Annotated in this window: 24 protein-coding genes; 14 read left to right on the forward strand and 10 right to left on the reverse strand. The window is 67.8% G+C overall.

Annotation, left to right across the window (positions count from 1 at the left end):
- From OG716_RS07875 to OG716_RS07885, 3 genes are all read left to right on the forward strand, one after another.
- Positions 1-312, forward strand: a complete 312-nt coding sequence (locus OG716_RS07875) for an urease subunit beta (RefSeq protein WP_327139977.1) — start codon at positions 1-3, stop codon at positions 310-312.
- Positions 312-2,033 (forward strand): urease subunit alpha, encoded by a 1,722-nt coding sequence (locus OG716_RS07880; protein ID WP_405137018.1) that lies wholly within the window; start codon positions 312-314, stop codon positions 2,031-2,033. Before OG716_RS07875 ends, OG716_RS07880 begins: the two co-directional genes overlap by 1 nt.
- Before the next feature lie 67 nt (positions 2,034-2,100).
- The gene (locus tag OG716_RS07885) at positions 2,101-2,769 is read left to right on the forward strand and encodes an O-methyltransferase (RefSeq protein WP_405137019.1); all 669 of its coding nucleotides are present in this window, start codon (positions 2,101-2,103) and stop codon (positions 2,767-2,769) included.
- Positions 2,770-2,789: 20 nt separating this feature from the next.
- Here the strand turns inward: OG716_RS07885 and OG716_RS07890 are convergent, their stop codons facing one another.
- Positions 2,790-3,344, reverse strand: coding sequence for a PadR family transcriptional regulator (locus OG716_RS07890; protein ID WP_405137020.1), 555 nt, complete (start codon positions 3,342-3,344; stop codon positions 2,790-2,792).
- Between the two features lie 96 nt (positions 3,345-3,440).
- Between OG716_RS07890 and OG716_RS07895 the strand changes: the two genes are divergently transcribed.
- A complete protein-coding gene (locus OG716_RS07895) occupies positions 3,441-3,839 on the forward strand; it encodes a nuclear transport factor 2 family protein (protein WP_405137021.1) in 399 nt (132 codons plus the stop codon).
- A gap of 52 nt (positions 3,840-3,891) precedes the next feature.
- The gene (locus OG716_RS07900) at positions 3,892-4,302 is read left to right on the forward strand and encodes a YchJ family protein (protein WP_405137022.1); all 411 of its coding nucleotides are present in this window, start codon (positions 3,892-3,894) and stop codon (positions 4,300-4,302) included.
- Between the two features lie 256 nt (positions 4,303-4,558).
- On the opposite strand, the gene OG716_RS07905 is transcribed toward OG716_RS07900, so the two are convergent.
- Entirely contained in the window at positions 4,559-5,227 is a 669-nt protein-coding gene (locus OG716_RS07905) for a TetR/AcrR family transcriptional regulator (RefSeq protein ID WP_405137023.1), read from the reverse strand.
- A gap of 122 nt (positions 5,228-5,349) precedes the next feature.
- Between OG716_RS07905 and OG716_RS07910 the strand changes: the two genes are divergently transcribed.
- Positions 5,350-6,816 carry an MFS transporter gene (locus OG716_RS07910; RefSeq protein ID WP_405137024.1) on the forward strand — a complete coding sequence of 489 codons (1,467 nt, stop codon included), beginning with the start codon at positions 5,350-5,352 and terminating at the stop codon, positions 6,814-6,816.
- A 90-nt stretch (positions 6,817-6,906) separates the two neighbouring features.
- Positions 6,907-7,797, forward strand: a complete 891-nt coding sequence (locus OG716_RS07915; RefSeq protein ID WP_405137025.1) for an SDR family NAD(P)-dependent oxidoreductase — start codon at positions 6,907-6,909, stop codon at positions 7,795-7,797.
- 42 nt (positions 7,798-7,839) lie between these two features.
- Here OG716_RS07915 and OG716_RS07920 read toward each other — a convergent pair whose 3' ends face one another.
- Positions 7,840-8,262, reverse strand: coding sequence for a hypothetical protein (locus OG716_RS07920; protein WP_405137026.1), 423 nt, complete (start codon positions 8,260-8,262; stop codon positions 7,840-7,842).
- 263 nt (positions 8,263-8,525) lie between these two features.
- Here OG716_RS07920 and OG716_RS07925 point away from each other — a divergent pair, with 263 nt between their 5' ends.
- Complete coding sequence (locus OG716_RS07925) at positions 8,526-8,771, forward strand: hypothetical protein (RefSeq protein ID WP_355122058.1); 246 nt, start codon at positions 8,526-8,528, stop codon at positions 8,769-8,771.
- Between the two features lie 175 nt (positions 8,772-8,946).
- Here the strand turns inward: OG716_RS07925 and OG716_RS07930 are convergent, their stop codons facing one another.
- Positions 8,947-9,150 carry a DUF397 domain-containing protein gene (locus OG716_RS07930; protein ID WP_405137027.1) on the reverse strand — a complete coding sequence of 68 codons (204 nt, stop codon included), beginning with the start codon at positions 9,148-9,150 and terminating at the stop codon, positions 8,947-8,949.
- A complete protein-coding gene (locus tag OG716_RS07935; RefSeq protein WP_405137028.1) occupies positions 9,140-10,045 on the reverse strand; it encodes a helix-turn-helix domain-containing protein in 906 nt (301 codons plus the stop codon). Before OG716_RS07935 ends, OG716_RS07930 begins: the two co-directional genes overlap by 11 nt.
- 190 nt (positions 10,046-10,235) lie before the next feature.
- On the opposite strand from OG716_RS07935, the gene OG716_RS07940 reads away from it, so the two are divergent.
- The 4 genes from OG716_RS07940 to OG716_RS07955 all read left to right on the forward strand — a co-directional run bounded on the left by OG716_RS07940 (position 10,236) and on the right by OG716_RS07955 (position 13,154).
- Entirely contained in the window at positions 10,236-10,562 is a 327-nt protein-coding gene (locus OG716_RS07940; protein ID WP_405137029.1) for a hypothetical protein, read from the forward strand.
- Between the two features lie 359 nt (positions 10,563-10,921).
- Positions 10,922-11,554 carry an urease accessory protein UreF gene (locus tag OG716_RS07945; protein ID WP_405137030.1) on the forward strand — a complete coding sequence of 211 codons (633 nt, stop codon included), beginning with the start codon at positions 10,922-10,924 and terminating at the stop codon, positions 11,552-11,554.
- A gap of 70 nt (positions 11,555-11,624) precedes the next feature.
- Positions 11,625-12,338 carry an urease accessory protein UreG gene (gene ureG / locus OG716_RS07950; protein WP_327139946.1) on the forward strand — a complete coding sequence of 238 codons (714 nt, stop codon included), beginning with the start codon at positions 11,625-11,627 and terminating at the stop codon, positions 12,336-12,338.
- A gap of 165 nt (positions 12,339-12,503) precedes the next feature.
- A complete protein-coding gene (locus OG716_RS07955) occupies positions 12,504-13,154 on the forward strand; it encodes an urease accessory protein UreD (protein WP_405137031.1) in 651 nt (216 codons plus the stop codon).
- A gap of 90 nt (positions 13,155-13,244) precedes the next feature.
- Here OG716_RS07955 and OG716_RS07960 read toward each other — a convergent pair whose 3' ends face one another.
- From OG716_RS07960 to OG716_RS07980, 5 genes are all read right to left on the reverse strand, one after another.
- On the reverse strand, positions 13,245-14,021 hold the full coding sequence (locus tag OG716_RS07960; RefSeq protein WP_327139944.1) for a hypothetical protein: 777 nt from the start codon (positions 14,019-14,021) through the stop codon (positions 13,245-13,247).
- Positions 14,022-14,206: 185 nt separating this feature from the next.
- Positions 14,207-15,202 (reverse strand): hypothetical protein, encoded by a 996-nt coding sequence (locus OG716_RS07965; protein ID WP_405137032.1) that lies wholly within the window; start codon positions 15,200-15,202, stop codon positions 14,207-14,209.
- 94 nt (positions 15,203-15,296) lie between these two features.
- A complete protein-coding gene (locus OG716_RS07970) occupies positions 15,297-16,739 on the reverse strand; it encodes an NAD(P)/FAD-dependent oxidoreductase (protein ID WP_405137033.1) in 1,443 nt (480 codons plus the stop codon).
- 205 nt (positions 16,740-16,944) lie between these two features.
- Positions 16,945-17,841: a tat pathway signal sequence gene (locus tag OG716_RS07975; protein ID WP_405137034.1), complete on the reverse strand. Its 897-nt coding sequence runs from the start codon at positions 17,839-17,841 to the stop codon at positions 16,945-16,947.
- Between the two features lie 172 nt (positions 17,842-18,013).
- The gene (locus OG716_RS07980) at positions 18,014-18,220 is read right to left on the reverse strand and encodes a hypothetical protein (RefSeq protein WP_355122036.1); all 207 of its coding nucleotides are present in this window, start codon (positions 18,218-18,220) and stop codon (positions 18,014-18,016) included.
- Positions 18,221-18,396: 176 nt separating this feature from the next.
- Here OG716_RS07980 and recC point away from each other — a divergent pair, with 176 nt between their 5' ends.
- Positions 18,397-21,735 (forward strand): exodeoxyribonuclease V subunit gamma, encoded by a 3,339-nt coding sequence (gene recC / locus OG716_RS07985; protein WP_405137035.1) that lies wholly within the window; start codon positions 18,397-18,399, stop codon positions 21,733-21,735.
- Between the two features lie 43 nt (positions 21,736-21,778).
- Entirely contained in the window at positions 21,779-25,636 is a 3,858-nt protein-coding gene (locus OG716_RS07990) for a UvrD-helicase domain-containing protein (protein WP_405137036.1), read from the forward strand.
- Positions 25,637-25,684: the final 48 nt, after the last annotated feature.

Raw genomic sequence — 25,684 nt, forward strand, 5'->3', positions numbered from 1 at the left:
GTGATTCCTGGTGAATACCTCTGTGCCGAGGGCACGATCGAGCTCAATGCCGGAGCCGAACGCATCGAACTCGACGTCGTGAACACCGGCGACCGACCGGTCCAGGTCGGCAGCCATGTGCATTTCCCGCAGTCGAACTCGGCCCTGGACTTCGATCGCGAAGCCGCGCACGGACGCCGCCTCGATATTCCGGCCGGAACCGCGGTGCGCTTCGAACCCGGTCTGGGCCAGCGGGTTTCGCTGGTGCCGCTGGGCGGCAATCGTGAAGTGCACGGAATCAGCCTGACTCCTCCCGGAAAGCTGGATGCCTGATGGCCGAACTCTCCCGCGCCCGGTACGCCGAACTCTTCGGTCCCACCACGGGCGATCGAATTCGCCTGGCGGACACCGATCTGCTCATCGAGATCACCGAAGACCGCAGTGGCGGACCGGGACTCGCCGGTGACGAGGCGGTCTTCGGCGGCGGCAAGGTACTGCGCGAATCCATGGGCCAGGCGCGGGCGACCCGCGCCGAGGGGACTCCCGATACCGTCATCACCGGCGCGGTGATCGTCGATCACTGGGGAATCATCAAGGCCGACATCGGTATTCGCGACGGGCGCATCTGCGCGATCGGCAAGGCCGGTAATCCCGACACCATGACCGGGGTGCATCCGGATCTGGTGGTGGGGCCCTCGACGGAGATCATCGCGGGCAACGGCCGCATCGTCACCGCGGGCGCCATCGACTGTCACGTGCACTTCATCTGCCCGCAGCTGCTGGAGGAGGCGATGGGCGGCGGCATCACCACCCTCGTCGGCGGCGGCACCGGTCCGGCCGAGGGCTCCAAGGCCACCACTGTCACGCCGGGCGCCTGGCACCTGGGCCGCATGCTGGAGGCCACCGACGGATGGCCGATGAACATCGTGCTGCTGGGCAAGGGCAATACCGTGCGCCAGGAAGCCATGTGGGAGCAATTGCGCGGCGGCGCAGCGGGTTTCAAACTGCACGAGGACTGGGGCACCACCCCGGCGGCCATCGATGCCTGCCTCACCGTGGCCGATGCCTCGGGTGTGCAGGTGGCACTGCACTCGGACACCTTGAACGAGGCCGGATTCGTCGAGGACACCCTGGCCGCCATTCGCGGCCGGGCCATCCACTCCTATCACACCGAGGGTGCGGGCGGCGGGCACGCACCCGACATCATCACTGTCGCAGCGCATCTCAATGTGCTGCCCAGCTCTACCAATCCGACGCGGCCGCATACGGTCAATACCCTGGACGAGCATCTGGACATGCTCATGGTGTGCCATCACCTGAGCCCGTCCATTCCGGAGGATCTGGCGTTCGCGGAGAGCCGGATTCGGCCCTCCACCATCGCGGCGGAGGATCTGCTGCACGATATGGGCGCGATCTCCATGATCGGCAGCGATTCCCAGGCCATGGGCCGCATCGGCGAGGTGGTCATGCGCACCTGGCAGACCGCGCACGTCATGAAGCGCCGCCGCGGCGCGCTGCCGGGAGATGGTGCGGCGGACAATAATCGGGTGCAGCGCTATATCGCGAAGTACACCATCTGCCCGGCGGTCGCACACGGTCTCGATCACGAGATCGGTTCGGTCGAGGTCGGCAAGCTGGCCGATCTGGTGCTGTGGGAACCGGCGTTCTTCGGGGTGCGGCCGCACGCTGTGCTCAAGGGCGGCATGATCGCCTGGGCCGCCATGGGTGATGCGAACGCCTCCATTCCGACGCCGCAGCCGGTGCTGCCGCGACCCATGTTCGGCGCATCGCCGGCGGTGGCGGCGGGGACCTCGCTGCATTTCGTGTCCGAGCAGGCCATCGAGGACGGTCTCGCGGACCGGCTCCGGGTCAATCGGAAGCTGGTGCCGGTGGCCAATGTTCGCAAGCGAACCAAGGCGCATATGCCGCGCAATGACGCCATGCCGCGCATCGAGGTCGATCCCGACACCTTCACCGTGCGCATCGACGGCGAGGTGTGGGCGGAGGAGCCGGCCACCGAATTGCCGATGGCGCAGCGCTACTTCCTCTTCTGAGTCCGCACGCGATCATGCCGAATCAAAGGGAGGCCACCCGCCGCGTGCGGGTGGCAGACTGGCCGGTATGACGACATCAGACTGGGCCGAAGTTGATCGTTATCTGGTGGACACCCTGGTGGGAGACGGGGATTCGGCGACCTTCGCCGCGAATGCGGCCGCCGGGCTGCCCGCCATCGATGTATCACCGCCGCAGGGCAAGTTCCTGTACTTGATCGCCAAGTCCGCGCGGGCGCAGCGGGTGCTCGAGATCGGCACGCTCGGCGGGTACAGCACCACCTGGCTGGCGCGGGCCGTGGGCAAGCAGGGGCAGGTGCTGACCCTGGAGTACGAGCCCAAACATGCCGAGGTGGCGCGCGCGAATCTGGATCGCTCCGGGGTGGGGGACCGGGTCGAGATTCGGGTCGGCGCCGCGCTGGACAGTCTGCCGGTACTGGCCCAGGAGCACCCGGAGCCGTTCGACCTGGTGTTCATCGATGCCGACAAGGTCAATAACGCGAACTATGTGCAGTGGGCATTGCGGCTGACCAAGCCGGGTTCGGTCATCATCGTCGACAATGTGGTCCGCAATGGCGGCATCGCGAATCCGGATTCGCCGGATGCGGCCGTGCGCGCCAGCCGCGAGGTCATCGAATTGCTCGATGCCGAACCGCGATTGGAGGCCACCGTGCTGCAGACCGTCGGCGGTAAGGGCTGGGACGGATTCGCCTACGCCATCGTGACCGACGGCGAGTAATCAGTACCGGCGGCGAGTAATCACTCCCGCGCGCCCGGCCCGCCGTCGGGATGCGCGGCCAGATCCTCCCAGAAGTCGACGTACGCCTGCTCGTGGCCGATGCCCAGCCGCAGGATGCGCGCCCGTGATACCGCCCGTTCACTGTCGTCCGGATCGATCTCCGCCTGTAGTTTCCGGTAGAGATCGAGCCAGCGGCGGTGTTCGGCGGCCTGCCTGTGTGCCAGTGCGACAACATCTCCGGGACCGCCGAGATCGGCGAAGAAGAGCTTCACCTGCGCGGGATCCCGGGTCTCGGGCGGCGGTGCGCTGGGATCGGCCAGCCAGCGGGTCAATTCGGCGCGGCCGGCCTCGGTCAGATGGAAGACCCGCCGCCGCCGGCCGCCGGTCTCGGCCTCCTCGTGCAGCAGTCCCTGCTCGGCCAGGCGCGGCGGGATGCGATACAACTGGGCGTGCGGGATCGGCCAGAAGTATTCGACGCTCTCCTCGATCCGGGCCTTGAGCTCGTACGGGGTGAGCGGCCCGTGCCTGGCGATCAATCCCAGCACTATGTGGTCCTGGTGGCCGACCTCCGTCATATCGCAGCTCCTTCGCTCGCCCCATTGACACCGTATCGCTGAGACTATAACTTAAGTGCCGCGAGACAGTATCAAAGAGACTATTGAGGAGTGCGGATGCGCGACTTCGGCATCGAGCTGTACGACCGGTGGACCGACCTGTGGAACGGCGAGCTGGCCGCCGACGAGATCATGGCCCCGGAATTCACCCTGCGCTACGCCCAGCCCGGCGCGACCGTCTACGACGATATTCACGATGCGAAAGCCTTTGCCGCGCAGATCGAAACGTTCCGCGCGCAGCTTCCCGGCGTGCGATTCGCACCGCAGGGCCCCGGCGTCGTCGACATGGACGACACCCGAACGGGATTGGTGGCCCGGCCCTACGGCGTGCGGTTCACCGGTCGCGACGGCACACTCACCGAGCTCAGCGGCACCGACATCCTGCGCGCCGAGAACGGCCGCATCGTCGAGGTCTGGTCGGTATCGGGCGGTCTGGTCGGGCGCAGCTTCTACTGAGGACAGGACACCGCCGGTCGAATGCGGGAATCGGGCGCGGACAATGGACCGCATGGCGAAGCATCGCAAACCCCAGCCGATTCCCGCGGCCTGCCCCTGCGGGCTACCGGCGAACTACGTGGACTGCTGCGGGCGTCTGCATCGCGGCGAGGCGCAGGCGAAGACCGCCGAACAGCTGATGCGCTCGCGCTTCAGCGCCTTCGCACTCCGCGACGAGGCCTACCTGCTGCGTAGCTGGGACCCCGCCACCCGCCCCGCCGACGTCGACTTCGACCCCGCTATGCACTGGGATCGACTGGAAATCCTCGAGGCCACCGGCGGCGGCCCCTTCCACACCGAAGGCACCGTCGAATTCCGCGCCCACTACCAATCCCACGGCACCCCGGGCGACCTCCACGAAAACAGCCGCTTCCGCCGCGACAGCGGAGCCTGGGTCTACCTCGACGGCATTATCGAGAACTGACCACATGGCACGTTGTGCTTACGCGGTGCCCGCGCGGCGGATCACGGTGGCCGCGGACGAAGCGGCGGGCGTGGTGGCACGGGCGAATCGGTGCAGCGAGTGCAGGGGCGAGTGCCGATGGCTATGGCCGGGGCGGTTGCGTGCGCTCGATTGGCGCGCAGGCGGTGCGAGCGCGCAGCGTGTGCAGACTTGCGGCGAATGTCGCGCATCGGTGTTCATTTGATGCTGCGGCGCTGGATGTTTCGGGGGTGTGGCGCTAGCGCCGGGCGCGGGATTCGAAGCCGTCGCAGAGGGCGCTGAGGCCGGAGTCGAGGAGGGCTTGGGGGTCCAGTAGGTCGTCGCCGCCGGTGCCGTGGAGTTCGATGAGCGCTGGCGGGGCGGGCCAGCGGGGTTCGCCTTCGAGGAGGGCGGTGAGGCCGGAGGATTCTTCGGGTTCGCTGTCACGGCCTATGAGCAGGCGGGCGCTGACGTGTTGCAGTGCTACGCCGGCGATATAGCTCCAGACGGACAGGGACATGCGGGTGGCTTCGCGGGTGGTGACGCCGAGTTCGTTGAATCCTTCGACGAGCCAGTTCAATACGAGCAGGCTGTTCTCGCCGAAGTTGTAGCGCGGGACGGCGAAGGTGAACAGGACCCAGGGGTGTTCGCGGTACAGCCGCCAATCCACCTCGGCGGCGATGCGCACGCGATCTCGCCAGGTCCAGTTCTGTCCCTCGGCGGAGGGGTAGGGGTTGCGGCGGGACACCTCGTCGGTCATGGCGGCCAGCAGTGCGTCTTTATTGGGGACGTGGCGGTAGAGCGACATGGCTCCCGCGCCCATGCTGTCGGCAATGCGGCGCATGGACAGGGCATCGATTCCGGACTCGTCGGCCAGGGTGATGGCGGCGTCGACGATGGCGGCCCGGGTGAGCTTGGCCTCGGTCATCGGACGAATTATTTCCTTTCCCGCACCGGTATGCGTACACTGTACTCTGGCCGTGCGTACGACGTACGCGCACTCGTTCTGCGAAGACTTCATTCGGAATCGAAATCAGCTGAGGATAGGTGATGACCCGCACTCTCGCGCGCCCTGACGCGACGACTTCGCGCCGCGCCTGGTTCGGACTGGCGGTACTGCTGCTGCCGGTACTGCTGGTGTCCATGGACATGTCGGTGCTGTACCTGGCCATGCCCACGCTGACCGAGGCGCTGGATCCGTCCGCGACTCAGCAGCTCTGGATTCTCGATATCTACGGCTTCATGATCGCCGGTCTGCTCATCACCATGGGCAATCTGGGCGACCGGATCGGCCGGCGCAATATTCTGCTCATCGGTGCGACCGTCTTCGGGCTGGCCTCGGTGCTCGCGGCGTTCGCGCCGAGCGCCTCGGTGCTGATCGCGGCGCGGGCGCTCATGGGTGTCGGCGGTGCGACGCTGCTGCCCTCCAGTCTTGCCTTGATCTCCACCATGTTCCCCGACGTACGGGCGCGCGCCACCGCCATCGGCGTGTGGACCGCATTCTTCGCGGGCGGCTCGGCGGTCGGCCCGATCATCGGCGGCGTACTGCTGCACCACTTCTCGTGGGGTTCGGTCTTCCTGATCAATACGCCGGTGCTGGTGGTCCTGCTGGTCTTCGGGCCGCTGCTGCTGCCCGAGCATCGCGCGGCGGGTCGCGGACCGCTGGATCTGCCGAGCGTGGGCCTGTCCATCGGCGGCATTCTGCCGATCGTCTTCGCCATCAAGCACTGTGCGGCCGAGGGATTCGATCTTCCGGTGGTCGGCATCGGACTCATCGGTGTCCTGCTGCTCATCGCCTTCGTGCGCAGGCAGCGGCAGCTCGCCGAACCGCTCCTGGATCTGAGCCTGTTCCGCAACGGCTTGTTCTCGGTGGCCATCGGGTCCAGCACGATCGGCATGCTTGCCCTTGCCGGTATGAGCTATCTGACCAGCGTGTACCTGCAGTCGGTCACCGGCCGCGACGCGCTCGGCGCTGCGCTGCTGGGCATTCCGATGGCCGTGGTGGTCTTCGTCTGCTCGGTGAGCGGTGCGCGGGTCGGGCGCCGGCTGGGCATCCGGACCGCCTTCGTGCTGGCGCTGGGCCTTGCCGCGCTGGGCAATCTCATGCTGCTCGGTGTCGGAGTGGACGGCGGCATCGGCTGGTACGTGGCCGGAACCGTGGTTGCCGGCGCCGGTTTCGGTATGGCGTTCACGCTGGTGTCGGAGGTGGCGGTGGCGGCGGTGCCGCCCGAGCGCGCCGGATCCGCCGTGGGTATCTCCGAGACCAGTTTCGAACTCGGCAACGGTCTGGGATTGGCACTGCTGGGTTCGCTTGCGGCACTGGTATTCCGGTCCGGCGGCGACTTCGGGCCGACACTGGGAGACACCCTGACCCATGCCGATGGCGACACCGCGCTGATCGATTCGGCGCGGGACTCCTTCGTGCACGGTATGCATGTGGCCACCACAGCCGGTGCGGTGCTGCTGGCCGGTATGGCGGTGATCGCCGTGCTCAGCGGTCGAAAATCGCGCTCCTGAAGTCGGACGTCCGGTACCGGAAGTGCCTCGCGCCCTGGGTATTTCCACTCAACCCCAGTTATGTACCGGTCGGGCGGTTACAGTCGAGGCGTGGGTGAGAACTCGACGCCGGAGCCCGACGATCAGACCGGTTCGAACGGCCGTCCCCTCGCGGAACGGGTCGCGACCAGGCTCTTCTATCCGACCACCCGACCCCGCGACAAGGCCCTGCGGGATGCGGTCGCCGGCCGCGTGGTGCTGGTGACCGGGGCATCACACGGTATCGGCAAGGCTTCGGCGAAGAAGCTGGCCGCGGGCGGCGCGACCGTACTGCTGGTCGCGCGCACGCTCGGCGATCTCGAACAGGTGGCTGTCGAGATTCGCGAGGAGGGCGGGACGGCGCATGTCTACCAGGCCGATCTCACCGAGATGGATGCCGTCGACGAGCTGGGTCGCGATCTGCTCGCCGAGCACGGTCATATCGATGTGGTGATCAATAACGCGGGCAAGTCGATTCGCCGTCCGATCGACGAATCCTATGATCGCTTCCACGATTTCACGCGCACTATCGATATCAATTATCTCGGCCCGGTGCGCCTGCTGCTGGCTCTGCTCCCGAGCATGCGGGAACGCCGGGACGGGCATATCGTCAATATCTCGACCTGGGGAATCCGCATGCCACCGGCGCCGCGCTGGGCTGCGTACGGCGCCTCGAAGGCCGCTTTCGATATCTGGCTTCGCACCGTGGCCACGGAGATCGCGGTCGACAATGTCACCACGACGTCCATCTATATGCCCCTGGTCCACACCCGGATGAGCGCGCCCACCGACTTCTCCGGCGTCCCCGGTCTCACCGCGGACGAAGCCGCGGACCTGGTGTGCCATGCCGTCGTTTCACGTCCTCCGGAAATCTCCCCATGGTGGACAGGCCCGGTGCAGGCGTGGAGCGATCTGCGGCGCGGTGCGGCGCAGCGCTTCATGGAACGCGGCTTCCGCCGCTGAATTCTCTGGCCCCGAGTGGTTTTCGGGCGCGCCGATATCGCGTCAGGATCGGACGTAGTCGAATGACCGGGCGTTCTGGTCGAGTGAGGTGAATGCGGTGACTTGGGAACCGGGGGCGGCGCAGGCGAATGTCATGCTTTTCACCGCTGCGGTGGCCGCCCGGGCGTCGGCGGAACCATTGTCCGACATGCGCATGGCGGCGGTGAATCCGCCCGTGGGGATTATCGCGTAGATGCCGGAGCCATTCCCGTGCCGATCGCTGCGGAAGGTTATGCCGCCCGCGCCGTCGAATTGCAGCACATTGAACGCGCCTTCCTGCGCGGTGAACTCGCCTTTGACGTCGCTGAGGTCGGTGCCGCATCCCCCGGTGGCGGTGCTCGCGGGCGCGCCGCAGGTCAGCGCGGCGCAAGCGCCGATCGCCAGCGCCACGAGCGCGGCGGTTCTCGAACCAGGTCCAGCCGTCATGCCGTTCCCTTCCCGGTCAAGATATCGCCATTCACTGAACCTCACGGACGTTCGAGTTCCCGTGCGACACGCCGGGAGACTGCCGAAAACCTTTCATCGCCACGTCAGCGGCGTGTTCGTGTGAAAAGGGCTTGTTCCGCCGGTCTGTGGCCTTGTACCGCAACGGAATTCATTGCTCCCACAGCGAATTGATCCATTCGTGACATTCCGTGCAGGTGTCGGTTCCCTCGAATTGTGTTGAGCTGGTTGTACGGTCGTACCCCATGACGCAAAAGCAGCTCATCGGCCGGCTTGTCGCAGCGTTCGCGTGTGCCGCCGTGGTCACATTGAACCCCTCCGCCGCATGGAGCTCCGGTGACGTAGGAGCCCCGCCCCCCGCCGCCGGTCCCGGCGGTTCCAACCACGGATCCACTCCCGCCGGCGGTGGCGCCGAACACCCGGTCCCCGCCCCCGAACGTATCGTCCCCGTACCCCCGCCGTCGGGCGGCCTGCTCTGCCCCACCCCCTAGACCTGATCACAACCTGCCGGTCCTTCGGAGAGCTGCGCTCCGTCCGTTTGCTGGATTATGCACTCGCTCAGCAGGATTCGATGTGGCATCCTCGAGTGCCTGATCGCAAGACCCGATGCCCGGCCCAGTGATCCGGGCTGGGCATTTCTTGATTCAGACGTGCCGATCGATAGGGCTATCGGTTCCGGGCGACCTTGACGACGAACGGTAGGAATGCCACCCAATCGCCGGAGGCGAAGGTCAGGGCTGGGCCGCTCGGGTTTGTCGAGTCGCGGATGCCGACCCTGTCCTCGTCCAGCCAGGCCACTTCGACGCACTGGCCGCCTGATTCACTGTGGCTGCTCTTGAACCAGTGCGCCCCGGGCAGGTCAGTGGTCACGTTCGTGCTCCTTCGCTACCCGCCGCAAGAGGTCTCGCGTGTCGTTCTCACTCAGGCACGATTGCCGAATGCCGGAGGCGAGTTCATCGTAGCGCCGGATTTCGTCGGGCTTCTCGAGGTAGACGTCGCTGCTGGGTCCGCCCTCGAGATAGACGATGGGCGGCTCGACCGGTTTGCCGCGATGATCGGTGCCGAAGTCGAGGAGGACGAATTGGCCGTGCAGGATGCCCCAGGTGAGGCCGGCGTCGTAGGGGTGGATGCGGATGGAGACGGTGGGGATTTTGCCGATTTCGGCGAGGTGGCGTAGTTGGGTCGCCATGACCTTGCGGTTGCCGATGACTCGGTGCAGGGCGGATTCGTGCAGGAGTACTTCGATGCCGAGCCGCCCGGATCTGCGGGTGACTATGTGCTGTCGCCGCATTCGCACTTCGACGCGGCGTTCGATGTCCTCGGGTGTCCCGTCGCGATAGAACGCACCGATCAAAGCCCTTGCGTAGTCGCGGGTTTGGAGCAGTCCCGGAACCTGTTCGTGATAGAAGACCAGGTGCCGGGCCGAGGCCTCGAGTCCGATGTACATATTGAATTCATTGCTGAACAACCCGCCGAAGGCGTGATACCAACTCTTCGATCGGGCCTGTTCGGCGAGTTCGACCGCCTGGGTGCTGTCCGCCGGATCTACACCGTAGACCTCGCACAATGTCCGCACATCCTGCTTCTGAATGCGTTGATTGCGCCCGGCCTCCAGCCGCTGCAGTGCCGATTTCGACAGATCCGCGAGCTTGGCCGCCACCTCGATCGTCAGCCCGTCCTTTTCCCGTTCCTCGCGTAGCAGGCGGCCGAGTTGCCGTCGGGGGAGTGTTGATGCCGCTCCGTCATCATCGTCATTGCTGGTCATCGGTTCTACCTTCGGTCTGCGGACTCGAATCAACCGTGTTCAGTAAGTGATTCCGTTGTACCGCGTACGTGGGTCGGGTCGTGGGTGAATGGGCGGATTCTCCCCGGGATCCCATTTTCGCTGAATTCGCAAGGGTGCCAATGGTGTGCTGGTTCCACCGCACTTGCCCGAATCACGGGAGGTTCCAACGATGTTCGGCTCCGAGATGGACAGCACGAGCGAGGTCGAAGTTCGTGTGCTTTGTGAAGTGATCGAGGCGGTCGACGGGTGGCTGCGGGAGTACGAGCGGGCCGGGCGGCCGGTCAACGCACCGCGGGCGCAGGTGTACGCCAGCGTTATCCACGCTGTTCTGGCCAGTGCCCGGGCCGGCGGCTACTACGGGCCCGGGAGTCTGGCGAGCGCCCCGCTGCTGGACGCGATCCTCGCGGGCCCCGAGATAAATTCCTGGGACGATGCGGTCCTCGCCGTGCTCATGCCGAGCGTCGAGAACCGGGAGGTCGTGGAGGGCACGATTTGAAAGGTCAAGGGTGACAAGCGCGCTGCGTACGAATCGGAGCGGTCGCGCCTGTCGGGGGCCCTAGGTAGCATGTGCGGCGAACGGGTCGGCGGGGCGTTTTCTACCTGGTCTTGGCCGGCAACCTGATCACCCAGGGCCACACCGCCGTCCGCGCCAACGACCCCCCAACTCCGCACCATCAACACCCGCCTGCGCCACCTCATGGAAGACCCCTGCCGACCCCGACCCCTGCAGTACCATCCGCGGTGCCTGACGGCCGGTCGTTCCAGCCGCCAGCCTGCTACCTGGACCAAGGTTGAGGTCAAGCGTCCGCTAGGGGCGGCTTAGGATCGAGCGATGCGAAATCCGGAGGTGTGTCGATGAGTCTGGCCATGCTGCTCACCCTGGCTGATTCCCGGCTGCCCATCGGCGGCCACGTGCATTCCGGCGGCGTGGAGGAGGCGGTGTCCTCCGGGGTGGTACGCGATGTGGCGACGGTGGAGCTGTATCTGCGCCGGCGCATCCGCACCTCGGGAGCGGTGGCGGCATCGCTCGCCGCGGCGGTGTGTGCGGGCACCCTGGAACCCGACCGTGCCGAGCTGGAGGCGGATGCGCGAACCCCGTCACCCAGCGCGCGCACCGCCTCCCGCGCACAGGGGCGTGGCCTGCTCCGGCTGGCGAAACAGGTCTGGCCGCAGGGCGATTGGACCGGCGTCGGCGCCCGCCCGCATCTGTCGACGGTATTCGGGGTGGTCGGCGTGGTTTCCGGGTCCGCGCCGGAGGAGATCGCGGGGGTTGTCGTCTATACGACCATGACGGGCGCGGCGACGGCCGCGCAGCGTCTGCTCGCGCTCGATCCGGCCGCGGTCGCCGCGTGCACCATCCGACTCGCCGAGGTCTGTGATCGCACCGCACAGGAGGCGACGAAGGCGATGATATCCCTCTCGGACCCACTCCAGGACGTGCTGGCCGAACGCCATATCAAGCGGGCTATGCCCCTGTTCGCGTCCTGACCAGCGGATCGAGGGCAGGTAACACGCCTTTTACGTGCATCGGCCAGGATGGCTGCGGAAAGGAGCACATATGCCACCCCACCTCATCGACGGTGAACCGCACGATCATCACCACGACCGGCCCAAGCGGGCGCGCACACCGGGGGAGCCGGTGCGCATCGGCATCGGCGGACCGGTCGGTTCGGGTAAGACCGCGCTCGTGGCGGCACTGTGCCGGCAGCTGCGCGACGAGCTGTCCCTGGCCGTACTGACCAATGACATCTACACCACCGAGGACGCCGACTTCCTGCGCCGGCACGCCGTGCTCGCGGATGAGCGGATCACCGCGGTGCAGACCGGCGGTTGCCCGCACACCGCCATCCGTGATGACATCACCGCGAACCTGGATGCCATCGATGATCTCGTCGAGGCGAATCCGCCCCTGGACCTGATCCTGGTGGAGTCCGGCGGCGACAATCTCACCGCCACCTTCTCCTCCGGCCTGATCGACGCGCAGATCTTCGTGGTGGACGTCGCCGGCGGCGATAAGGTCCCGCGTAAGGGCGGCCCGGGCGTCACCTTCTCGGACCTGCTGGTCATCAACAAGACCGACCTCGCCCCCATGGTCGGCGCGGATCTGGCTGTCATGGACCGCGATTCGACCAAGGTGCGTGAGGGACGGCCGTTCGTCTTCACATCGCTCACCGAGGACCCGGCCGCCACACCGGTACTGACCTGGGTGCGCGAACAGCTGCGCCTGGCCGCGGAGCAGGATGCGACGGCCGGTGCCGCACACTCGCACTGAGCTGCCTGCCGCACGGTCGATTGAGCTGTGTGCCGTGCGGCTGACTGAGCTGCCTCTCGCGGGGCCGACCGAGGTGCCTCTCGCGGGGCCGACCGAGCTGCAACTCGCGTGGCCGACCGGGCTGCGCGCCACGCGGGTGAGCCATGGGCACTGAGCCGGTGCGATATGCGCACTGAGCTGCGAATCACCGCCGTCGCCGGGACGTTGCCGCAGATTCACGCGGTCGGCGGTCTGGCGGCGCGCCGCACCGGGGTCGATACCGTGCACCTCATCGGTACGGCCGCAACGCCATTGGGCGGTGACGAGCTGGATATTCGGATCACGGTCGGCGCGGGTGCGCGCCTGCTGGTGCGCTCGGTGGCGGCCACTATTGCGCTGCCGGGCCGTGAGACGCGGAAATCGCTGGCGCACTGGCACTTCGAGGTGGCGGCGGGCGGGGAGCTGGACTTCGATCCCGAGCCGACCGTGGTCGCCGGAGGGGCCGAACACGAGACGCTCACCACGGTGCGGTTGGAAGCGGGTGCGCGCCTGCGGCTTCGGGAGCGGGTGCAGATCGGTCGCACGGGCGAAGACCACGGTTACTGGTCCGGGGAATTGCGCGCCGATATCGGCGATCTGCCACTCCTGCGTCACCGCCTGGATCTCGGTGCGGACGCCGCGACCGATGACGCGCTGACCGGCCCGCGAGCGCTGGAGAGCGTGCTGACCTATCCGGATGACCGCCCGGCGGAGACCACCGGGATGAATGCGGCGCTGCTGCCGCTCGCGGCAGGCGGAACCCTGTTCACCCGCACCGCAATTGCCCTGCGCGTGTAGGACATTCAGCAACACGGCGGGAACCGGACCTCACGCCCGGTTCCCGCCGTGTGTATCAATCTGCTGCAAAAAGCTTGTCGCCGAGCGTAATCAGTCGCCGACGACCCGAGGCGGTGCGTTGTACGCATTCACCGCGCCGACCATGGCACCCACCACGGCGCCGGCCGCGGCTGCGGGTACCTCGATGACCGCCGCACCCGCGGCAGCACCGAGCGCCGGACCGGCGACGAGGCCGACCGGGAACAGCGGAAGTCCGACCACCAGGCCGAGTGCGGCGCCGACGGTCGCCGAGGTGAGCGCGATGGGCACGGCCGATCCGGCTCCTGCCATCGCTCCCATGGCCGCGGTGCCGACGGTCTGGCCGGCAATACGGTCGGAACGGCTGCGCTCCATGCCGATCGAATCGAGGAAGGTGGCGAGATTCGCCTCGGTCGTGGCGGCCTGGTCATTGATCTGGATCGCCTGTTCGCTGTCCATCCCGGCCGGGATGTCGAACGAGGAGTCGCCGAACCGGAACTTGCCCGGGAGCGGCGCGATCGGCGGCACGGCGGCCACGGGGACGGGTGCGTGCAGCACGCCGACCGGGGCCAGATAGCTCTTGTCCGGGGCCTGACGCGACCACTGGATGGAGCTCTTGGTGTCACCTGGGATGTGCATGCCCTCGTAAGGGCTGACGTTGGGAGCATCCGCCGCCGGCCACTGCTTGGACGTATCGTCGTGTGCCGTCACCGAATTGGATGTCTCCGGTGCGGCATTGGCGGTACCCGTTCCGACGATCGCCAAGACTAGCGGAACGGCACCCGCTGCAACTACGGTGCCGACCTTGGTGCGATGCGGGTTGAGTGCTCTGTGCTTACCTGCGGCCATTCGCGTCCTTTCCTCCGAGGGTGAACATCGACGCCCAGCATTCGGACCCGTCGGTCAACTGGATTGGTCGGTGAATGGAGTCGCGTAGAACGTCCGCATTGCCGAAAGTTAGCTAACTGCTTGGTAGTTCACGAAAACGGGGCCGGAATCCCAGTTTATGGATTCCGGCCCCGACAAATCGATCATTACTCAGCGGTTGCTACTCCAGGAGCCGCGGTGTCCGCCGCCGGCGCGGTCGCGGGGGCCAGCACACCGTTCACCGCACCCACCGCCGCACCGATGCTCGCGCCCACGGTCGCCGCGGGCACCACGATGAGCGACAGCGCCGCACTCGCACCGATGGCCGGGCCGACAACCCACCCGGCCGGAGCGAAGGGCGTGCCCGCCATACCCCCGATGACGCCGCCCAGCACTCCGCCGGCGACCTCCGCGGGCGCGGCGACGCCCACCCCCACCGCCACCCCCACGGCAGCGGTGCCGACGGTCTGCGCGGCGATCCGGTCCGAACGACTCGGCTCGAAGCCGGCCGAATCGAGGGTGCGCGCGAGATTCGCCTCGGTCCGGGCCGAGTAGTCATTGACCTGTGCGGCCTGCTCGGGTGTCAGGAAGGCCGGGATATCGATCTGCGTATCGCCGAAGCGCAGCTTGCCCTCCGGGGCCGCGATCGGGGCGACGTCGGCCGCGAGCGCCGGGTCGGGCATGTGCAGACCCTGCACATCGACCGCCGCCACCGGGCCGTTCGGAATATCGCGCACTCCGGTGGCGGAGTTGCGGCCGACCCGCACCAGCGGTGCGGGCACACCCGCCGCGTCGACCAGGGGATCGGCCGCGTCCGTCACCGGGTCGATGACCGGTGCGGCTTCGGACGACCTGCCGTCGGCCGGGGCGCCCACGGGCGCCGCAGCGGTCTCGGCCCACGGCCGCGCGCCTTCCGACACCATCGGGGGGACCGGCACATTGAGCTGGCCGAAGGGGGAGTCGAGGACGAGTCCGGGCTGTGCGGGGGTCGTGGGCTGGTTCTCGATCACGGCGGACGGATTGTCGTCGCCGGCAACCGGATCCGCCGCAGCTGTTCCGGCGGTGGCGAGAGCGGCGACGAGGGGAAGTGCTCCCGCGAGGGCGAGGGAACCGATACGGCGGCGATGCGAGGAAACCTGATCAGCCGGTTGGCGTTTGCCCATGGATGACCTTTCTGAACGAATGTCGACGGACGTCGGACATTCGGATCCGGTCGGCGTGCCGGATTGGTCGGGTCATGGGCCCTTGACGGTGTGGTCAGCCGGCGCGTGTCTCCGTGGCCGGGGCCGCCTTGGCATTCGCCGCGGATTTGCCACCGCCGGAAGCGGATTCGCCGCCGATCTGCTTGTGCAGTTCGCGCGCTTCGTCCGGATCATCCAGTGCTTCGAGTGCGAGCCGGGCGAACACCCACTGCTCGGTGGCGGCCATCTGCCCGCGGTGGCGACCCAGGAAGGAGGTGAACCACTCCAGCACCGTCACGAAGCGGCTGCGGAAACCGACCAGGTACCACAGGTGCAGCGCCAGCCACGCCAGCCAGGCGAAGAAGCCGCTGAACTCCAGCTTGCCCACCTGGGCGACCGCGTAGAAGCGCGACACGGTGGCCATCGAGCCCTTGTCGAAGTACTTGAACGGCTTGCGCTCCTCGGGCTTGTGCCCGGCAATGCCGTCCTTGATGGCCTTCGCCGCGTAGGTGCCGCCCTGGATCGCGCCCTGCGCCTGTCCGGGCACACCCGGTACGGACATCAGATCGCCGACCACGAAGACGTTCGGGTAGCCCTTGATGGTGAGATCCGGTTCGACGATCACGCGTCCGGCACGGTCGACCTCGGTGCCCTCGGAGTGCTCGGCCAGGATCTTGCCGAGTCCGCTGGCCTGCACACCCGCAGACCACACCTTGCAGGCGGATTCGATGCGCCGGGTGCCGTCGCCGTCCTTGATGGTGACGCCGCGCGCGTCGACATTGGTGACGATGGCGTTGAGCTGGATCTCCACGCCCATCTTCTCCAGCCGCTGATGCGCCTTGCCACCGAGCTTCGGGCCCATCGGGGCCAGCACCGCGCCCGCGCCCTCGACGAGAATGACGCGCGCGTCGCGGGTGTCGATATTGCGGAAGGTGCCGTCCAGCGTGCGGTCCGCGAGTTCGGCTATCTGCCCGGCCAATTCGACGCCGGTGGGTCCCGCGCCGACGACCACGAAGGTCATGAATCGGTCGCGCGTCTCCTGGTCCTTGGCGAGCTCGGCCTCCTCGAAGGAGCCGAGAATGCGCGCGCGCAACTCAAGGGCGTCGTCGATGGTCTTCATACCCGGCGCGTAGGTGGCGAACTGATCGTTGCCGAAGTACGACTGCTGGGCGCCGGCGGCGACGATGATGCTGTCGAACGGGGTGACGGTGTCCTGGTTCAGCAGCCGCGAGGTGACGGTGCCGCTCTTCACGTCGATGTCGTTGACATCGCCCATGATGACCCGCACGTTCTGCTGTTTGCGCAGGACGATGCGGGTGGCGGGCGCGATCTCGCCGACCGACAGGATGCCGGTCGCCACCTGGTACAGCAGTGGCTGGAACAGGTGGGTGGAGGTTTTGGAGATGAGCGTGATGTCGACGTCGGCCTTCCGCAGGTGCTTGCAAGCGAAGAGGCCGCCGAACCCGGACCCGATCACCACCACGCGGTGGCGCTGTGCGACGGAATTATCGGCGTTCATCTAGTCCCTGCTCCTAGCCAGACGGTGAAACCCAGACGTGAAACTACGACACTTCACGTCCAAGGGTAGTGGGGCGTGAGGTTCGACGACGAATCAGGATCATTCGGAAACCGACTTAAAGGACATCAGGTCTGAAAATACAATACGAAGGGGAGTTCGGGGCGCCAAGACATGCGCGCTCGGCGCCCGCGAACAACCCGCTGGCTCAGCGCCCCGCGAACAACAGCTGCGCGACGTGCGTGGTGGTCTCGGAGCCGTCGGTGTAAGTCCCGTCCGGGCCCTGCTCGGTCATGATGGCCAGGGTGTAGCGCTCGCCCGGCCCGGCGAAGCCGACCGAATTGACGACCCAGCCGCCCTGCTCATCGGACCAGCCGTTCTTCAGACCCGGCTGCATCGCCGCGCCCGCGCCCCAGACGCCCCAGTGCTGATTGGTGTCGACCTTGCGCATGCGGTCCACCAGGTAGGCCCGGTCGTCCGGATTCATATGGTTCAGGACGTTGTCCATGAGCCGATCGAGATCGCCGGGGGTGCACTGCTGGAAGCCCCAGTCCGGGAAGAGCTTGACCTGCTCCAGCGAGGTCGTGGGCGGCAGCGGGGTGAGCCCGCTCATGCCGTTGGCGCGGAACGCGTTGTTGAACGACATGCGATCGATACCGGCGAATTTGTTCCAGAGTATGTCGGCGTCCGCGTCATTGGAGGTTGCCAGCATGCCCTCCATGGTGGCGCGATCGTCGGGGCCCAGCGTGATGGCGCCCACACGGGCGCGATTCAGCAGATCCTCCGCGATTGCGAGTTTGATGGTGGACGCGGTCCAGAACATGGTGTCCGCGTTGCCATTCCGGTACATGCCACCCGAGACGCGGTCACGCATCACATATCCGGTGACGCCGGGCCGGCCGGCGAGATAGTTGTCGACCGCGGCTATTCGATTGCTCATATCGCAGTCGAATCCCTGCAGGCAGCCCTGCATGAGTACCGGTTTGGCACCGGCGGAGGGGATGAATGCCGGCGCGGCGGGAATCAGTGCCGCGGCGGCGAGGAGGCAGGTGGAGGCGGCCACGCGGGAGCGCCGGGCCTTCGGGGAACGCACGGAGGGAAACAATAGACACCGCAATGCCTGTTTTGCACGTCTTGAGCTGCTTTGCCCCGTGTGCTATCGAAATGCCGTTGTCACAGGGGGTTTCGTTGTCCGATTCGGCGAGTCCGCTGCTGGAGCCCTGGCGCGCATGCGCTTTCGCTGCGGCGCGCCCGGATTCGAGACTCGCCCGAATCGCTCAGCGGAACGCGGCGGTGAGTTCTTCGGTGCGGCGGCTGTTGAGGCGATAGCAGTGTTCGAACGCCTCGGTGTGGCGATCGCGCGCCCAGCTCTGCAGCACGACGCTGCGACCGTAGTACCGGGAATTCACCAGCTCCCAGCGCTCTCCGACCCGCCGGACGGTGAACCCGCGTCTCGGGATCATGGGAATCACAGACGCAGACATCGCGCAACCAGCCTTTCGTGATGGACCAACGATCTCCCCGAAATGCACTGTCGCATACCACACTAGAAATTCGGAGTGGCGCGCCCTAGCAAATCACGGGCGTGTGGTGGGTGTCACGCGGCCGACCGTGGAGCCAGATGATTGCATATCGTTCGCTGGCTGTATAAACACAGGTCGTGCACATTCATCGTGCGGAGCGTGCTGACACGCTTGCCGACGCGCTCGCCGGGCTGCTCGCGGATCCGCTCGGCGATCCGTTCACCCCGGAAGTGGTCGCTGTCCCCGCCAAGGGCGTCGAGCGCTGGCTGCAGCAGCGGCTGGGCGTGGTGCTCGGCAGCGCCGCGCACGCTGACGGCGTGGCGGCCAATATCGATTTCGCCGATCCGGCCGCACTGGTGGCCCGGGTGCTGGCGGAGGCGACCGGACTGATTCCCGACGAGGACCCGTGGGCGCCCGAGCGGGTGGTGTGGACCTTGCTGCCGGTGCTCGACGCCGCGCTGACCGAACCGTGGAGCGCGGTGCTGGCCCGCCATCTCGGCAACGGTGATGCGGGCGGGCATCGGGTGGGCCGGCGGTATGCGACGGCGGCGCGCATTGCCGAACTTTTCGGCGGGTATGCGATGCAGCGCCCGGCCATGATCACGGACTGGGCGGCCGGTTCCGATAGCGACGGCGCGGGCCACCAGCTGCCGCCCGATCTGCTGTGGCAGCCCATGCTGTGGCGGCGACTGCGGGCGGCGGTCGGTACGCCGAGCCCGGCCGAACGACTCGACGCGGCCTGCGCGCGACTGCGGGCCGAACCGGATGCGGTCTCGCTGCCGGAACGGATTTCGCTCTTCGGCGTGACCCGATTGACCACCGATCAACTGCAGGTGCTGTCCGCCCTGTCGGCCGGGCGCAGTGTGCACCTGTGGCTGGTGCATCCCAGCCCGGCGCTGTGGACCAAGCTGGCCGATGCCGAGGTGATCCCGAATTCGGGTGTGCGCGTGCGGCATCCGCTGCTCGCCGCGCTCGGCCGTGATGTGCGCGAGCTGCAGCAGCGCTTGGCCGCCTACGACCATATCGATACCTATCATCCGCAGCCCGAGACCAGCGGCGCCCGCACCCTGCTGTCGGAACTGCAGGGCGCCATCCGGCAGGACCGCTGGTCGCTCATGCCCGAACCGGCGCTCGCCGACGGCAGTATCTCCGTGCACTCCTGTCACGGTCCGGCGCGGCAGGTCGAGGTGCTGCGCGACGCCCTGCTCGGATTGTTCACCGCGGACCCGACATTGGAGCCGCGCGACGTCATTGTCATGTGCCCGGATGTCGAGAGTTACGCGCCGCTGGTGCGGGCCGCTTTCGGACAGTGGTCCATCGACGGGACCCAGCCCGGCCATCCCGCGCACGGATTGCGGGTGCGCCTGGCCGACCGCGCGCAGCGGGCGGTGAACCCGCTGCTGGATGTGATCGCCACGCTGCTTGAGCTCGCCGACGGCCGGGTCACCGTCACCGAAGTTCTCGATCTCGCTGCGACCGAACCGATTCGGCTGCGCTGCGGTTTCGACGAGGACGATATCGAGCGGCTGCGCGAGTGGTCGGCCGAGACCGGGGCGCGCTGGGGGATCGGGCTGCGCCAGCGCCAGGCCTTCGGGCTCGGTGACTTCGCGCAGAACACCCTCAATGCCGCCGTCGACCGAATCCTGCTGGGTGTGGCCGCGGGCGAATCCACCGAGGACTGGCTGGATCTGGTGCTACCGCTCGACGATGTCGACAGCAATGACATCGATCTGGCCGGGCGGTTCGCGGAGTTCGTGGATCGGCTCGCGGTCTGCCTGCGCGATCTGCGCGGTCCCACGCTCGCCGAACCGGCCGGGTCCGCGCGGCCCGCCGCCGAATGGGCGACCGTGCTGGGGCGTGCGCTCGATCTGCTCACCGACGTGCCCTACAGCCAGGGCTGGATGGCTGTGCAGGCGCGGCGTGAGCTGGCCGCCGCCACCGAGCACGCCGGGCAGATTCCCTTGCGGCTCACCGATATTGCCGCGCTGCTGGCCGCACGACTGGCGGGGCGGCCCTCGCGGGCCAACTTCCGCACGGGTGAGCTGACGGTGTGCACCATGGTGCCGATGCGTTCGGTACCGCATCGCGTGGTGGTGCTGCTGGGTCTGGATGACGAGGTGTTCCCGCGCGCCGGCGGTGCGGACGGGGACGATGTGCTGGGGCGGCACCGCTTGCCCGGCGATCGTGATCCGCGCAGCGAGGATCGGCAGTTGCTGCTCGATGCCATCATGGCGGCGGGAGAGCGACTTGTGCTGCTGCACACCGGATCCGATCCGGTTTCCGGTGCGCATCGGCCGCCCGCCATTCCGCTGGCCGAACTGCTGGACACCGTGCGCGCACACATCGGTGCGCCGGCGCTGGATCAGGTGATCACGCGGCATCCGCTGCAGCCCTTCGATCGCCGCAATTTCCGGGCCGGCAAGCCGTTCAGCTTCGACGGTGTCGCGCTGGCCGGTGCGCTCGCCGCGCAGCAGGCGCCCGCGCCGCGGCCGCCGTTCCTGGCCGCCGCCCTGCCCGGCAGCGAGCGCAGTGATGTGGAGCTGGCCGATCTGGTCTCCTTCGTCGAACATCCGGTGCGGGCATTTCTATGGCAGCGCTTGGGAATTCGAGTACCCGAGAGTGCGGAGGAGATTGCCGACCGCCTGCCCATCGAGCTGGACGGGCTCACCAAATGGGGTATGGGCGAACGAATGTTGAACGCCCGGCTCACCGGCGTCGATCCGAATGCGCTGCGTGCGGCCGAATGGCGGCGCGGGACGCTGCCGCCGTTCGCGCTCGGGGCGGCCGTGCTCGACGAGGTCGAGGCGACGGTGGACCGGCTGGTGCGGGTCGCTCAGCCGATGCACGAGATCCCCGCCCGCACCGTCGATATCGCGGTGGACCTGGGCGACGGCCGCCGGCTCACAGGTACCGTGCCCGATGTGCACGATGATGCGCTGCTGCGGACCACCTTCTCCCGCCTCGCCCCGAAACATCGCATGGCGGCCTGGGTTCGGCTGCTCGCGCTCGCCGCGGCCGGTGATCATCAGAGTTGGCGGGCCATCACCATCGGCCGGGGCAAACATGGCCGTCCCGCATGGCAATCCACCCTCACGGCCCCGAATGCCTCTGCGGCCCGGGCCTTCCTGCGCGACCTGTGTGCACTGCGCGACGAAGGTCTGACCGAGGCGCTCCCCATCGCGCCCGCCGCTTCGGCCGCCTACGCGGAACGCCGCTGCCAGGGCGCGTCACCGGACGAATCGCTGCTCGCCGCCGAGCACGAATTCGACGGCGGCAAAGACGGTCCCGGCCGCTACGGCGAACACACCGACCGCTACCTGCGCTACGTGCTGGGCCCCACGCCGCGCTTCCACCAGCTCACCGGCACCCTGACCACCGCGCCGGCCGCCATGGAGGCCGAACCCACCCGCTTCGGCGAACTGGCGCGCCGCATGTGGAACCCCTTGCTCACCAACGAGAATCAAAGCCAGCCATGATCACCCCGCACCCGCGGTCCGCCCCCGAAAACGAAAGGCGCGGATGACCGACGACCTGTTCTCGATCGCCGACCCGGACCTCGACGTCCGTCCCGCCACCCGCGCCCGCCGCAGCGGTGACGCGGCGGGCGGCGAGTCGCGCGCTGCCCGCACACCGGCGGGTGACGACGGCGCCGATCTCTTCAGCCTGGTCGAGGATGTCGCCCCCGAGAGTGGCGGGGCTGCCGAGCGGTCGGCGCGGGATGAGGCAGGCGGGGTGAATGCGGGGAGCGGACGAGGGCAGCCGGACCCACACGGCGATGCGGTGGGCAATCCCGCGGCGGCGCGGGAGGGCAGTGGTCGAGCGGGTGAGATGACCGGCCCGGGCCGGGAAGACGCCGAGGACGCACCGGACCTGTTCGGAGCTGCCGCGCGCGATCTACCCGGGTTCGCGGATCCGTTGCCTGCCGCAGGCGGTACGGATGCCGATGCGGACCTGCCTCGATCGATGGGTGACGGTCTCTGGGCGGCAGCGGAATTGTCCGGATCGGCCGAAGGTTCGGCGGGTTCGAATACCGATGCCGTGGACGGCGATCCGGGCGACGGATTCCAGCTGACCGGGCCGTTGCCGGTGGGGACGACGGTGCTGGAGGCGAGTGCGGGGACGGGTAAGACGTACGCCATTGTCGGGCTCGCGGTGCGGTTCGTGGCCGAGGCCGGGGTGGATATCTCGGAGTTGCTGCTGGTGACGTTCAGCCGGGCGGCCACGCAGGAATTGCGGGAGCGGACGCGGGATCGGTTCGTCTCGGTGGCGGCGGCGCTGGCCGATCCGGAGCGGGCGCAGGCGCAGGGTGATGAGCTGATCCGGTATCTGGCGCAGGCGAATCCGGGGGAGGTGGCGGCGCGCCGGGAGCGGTTGCTGGCGGCGCTGTCGGATTTCGATGCCGGGACCATTGCGACCACGCACAGTTTCTGCCAGCGGATGCTGGACGAGCTGGGATTGGCGGGGGAGCAGGACCCGGGGGTGCGGTTGGTGGAGAACGTCGACGAGGTGGTGTCCACCGTCGCCGATGATCTGTATCTGAGCCGGTACGCGCGGGATATCCCCCCGTTCAGTCCCGCCGATGCACAGCGCCTGGCCGCGGCGGCGGTCGGTGACGGCGCCGCCATGCTGGTGCCCGAGGCCGAGTCCGAGGATGATCCGGCGGGGGAGCGGGTGTCGTTCGCGAAGGCGGCGCGCGCGGAAACCGCGCGGCGCAAACAGCTTTCGGGTCTGCGGGATTTCGACGATCTGCTGGTGCTGCTACACGATGTGCTGGCCGATCCGGAGCACGGGCCGCGCGCCTGCCAGCGCATTCGGGACCGGTTCCAGGTGGCGCTGGTCGACGAATTCCAGGATACCGATCCGCTGCAGTGGGACATTCTGCGGCGCGCGTTCCACGGGCACACCACGCTGGTCCTGGTCGGCGATCCCAAGCAGGCGATCTACGCCTTCCGCGGCGCGGAGGTGCTCAGTTATCTGGATGCGGTGGCGCACGCCGACTCTCGGCGCGAGCTCACCACCAATCGGCGCAGTGACGCCGGACTGCTCACCGCCCTGGAACATCTGCACGGCGGTGCGGCGCTGGGGCACAAGGAAATCACCGTGCACGCGGTAGCGGCCACCCGCCCCTGGACGCGGCTCTCCGGAGCTGCTGAATCGGTGACGCCCTTCCGGCTGCGGTGCCTTCCGCGCACCGGTGCGGGACCGCTGAACCGTTCGGGCTATCCGACCGTCGGGCGCCAGCGCGAGCGCATTGCCACCGATGTGGCCGCGGATATCGTGCGCCTGCTGGAATCCGGGACGCGCATCGAGGCCGGGACCGCGGGCGAAAGGCCGCTCGGGCCCGGCGATATCGCGATCCTGGTGCGCAATCGTAATCAGCTCGACCTGGTGCGCAAGGAACTGGAACTGGCCGGGGTGGCCTCGGTGCTGGCGGGCGGCGCGAGTGTGTTCGGTACGCCGTCGGCCACCGAATGGCTGTGGGTGCTGCACGCTTTGGAGCAACCGCACCGCGCCGATCGGGTGCGCCTGGCGGCAGGTACCGCGCTGCTCGGGATCGCCGCTGATGAGATCGATTCCGGCGGAGCGGATCTCGTCGGACGCCTGAGCGCCGAATTACGGGACTCGGCACGGCTTTTCGCCCGTGCCGGATTCGCCGCCGTCTTCGAGAAGATGAGCGCGGAAACACGGCTGGCTCCGCGACTGCTCGCCCTGGAGGGTGGGGAGCGGCAGCTCACCGACCTGCGCCACATTGCGCAACTGCTCGACGATGCCGCGCTGCGTGAGGGTTTGGGGCTGAGCGCGCTGACCCGCTGGCTGGGTGATCGGGTGCGCGATCCCGCCTCCGGCAGCGTCGCCGATCGCAGCCGCAGGCTGGACCGCGATGCCGCGGCCGTGCAGCTCGCCACCGTGCACGCCAGTAAGGGACTCGAATTCCCGGTCGTCTACCTGCCTTTCGCCTGGGACGCCGCGAAGCTGCGCAATCCGCCGACCCTGCTGTTCCATGACGAGCAGGGCCGCCGCGTGCTCGACGTGGGCGGGCCGGACGCGTCCGGTTACGGCACTCGCAAGCCGCGCGCCGAGGCAGAGGAGGCCGCCGAGGAGCTGCGCCTGCTGTATGTGGCGCTCACCCGTGCGGGCGCGCAGGTGGTGGCCTGGTGGGCGCCCGCGTTCGATACCCAGACCGCGCCGCTGCACCGGATGATCCTGGGCCGTGAGCCCGGCAGTCCGGCCGTTGCGGACAAGGTCGCGGTGCCCGCTGATTCGGTGGTGCTCAAACGCATTTCGGAGTGGGCGTCGACCGCTGAACCCGGTGTGATCGCCGTCGAGCCGGTGCGCGAGATCAGGCGGGCCCGCCTGCAGCGCGACCATGCGGCGTCGCTGCCCGAAGCCTTGGCCGTCGCGCATTTCGACCGCACCCTGGATCAGGAGTGGCGGCGCACCTCGTACTCGGCGCTGACCGCGGGTGCTCACGATGCCATGCCCGCCGGTGATCAGCCCGACGGTGGCGGGGTCAGTGACGAGCCCGAGACCCCGAGCGTGCTCGAGGACGCCGTCGAGGTATTCGCCACTGCCGCACCGTCTCTCATGAATGCGCTGCCCTACGGTGCGGAATTCGGCACGCTGGTGCACGAGATCCTGGAGTACGTCGACACCGATGCCGCCGATCTGGCCGCCGAGATGCGGGCCCGCTGCCGGCATGCCGTCGCCGAGCAGATGTTCGACGCCGATCCGGAGGTGCTCGCCGACGCACTCCTCGCGGTCATGCACACTCCGATCGGATTCGGTTCCCTGGCACAGATTTCCGCCCGCGACCGGCTCAGCGAACTCGATTTCGAATTGCCCCTCGCCGGTGGCGACAATCCCACCCCGACCCGGGTGACGGTGCGCCGCATTGCCGAACTGCTGCGCCGCCACCTCCCCGCCGACGATGTCTTCGCCCCCTATGCCGACCAACTCGCGCATCTGGACGACACTCCGCTGCGCGGCTACCTCACCGGCAGTATCGACGCCGTATTGCGCACCGCCGGACCGTCTTTCGTCGTGGTCGACTACAAGACCAACCGTCTCGGCCAAGGCGACCTCACCGTCGCCCACTACACGCACGAGCGCATGGCCGCGGAGATGATGCGCTCCCACTACCCACTCCAGGCCATCCTGTACTCCGCCGCCCTGCACCGCTACCTGCGCTGGCGTCTGCCCGGCTACAACCCCGCTCATCACCTCGGCGGCATCCGCTACCTCTTCGTCCGAGGCATGATCGGCCCCGACACCCCCGACGGCTGCGGCGTTTTCGACTGGAAGCCGCCCTCCGCCCTCGTCGAGGACCTGTCCCTCCTGCTCGCAGGCGAACTGACGAACCCGGAGGCAAACCGTTGACCCGCACGCGTGCAGCCGCTCCTTCGCCCCATCGCCCCGGCCTGCGGC

The sequence above is a fragment of the Nocardia sp. NBC_01388 genome, assembly GCF_045040085.1.
GTDB lineage: Bacteria > Actinomycetota > Actinomycetes > Mycobacteriales > Mycobacteriaceae > Nocardia.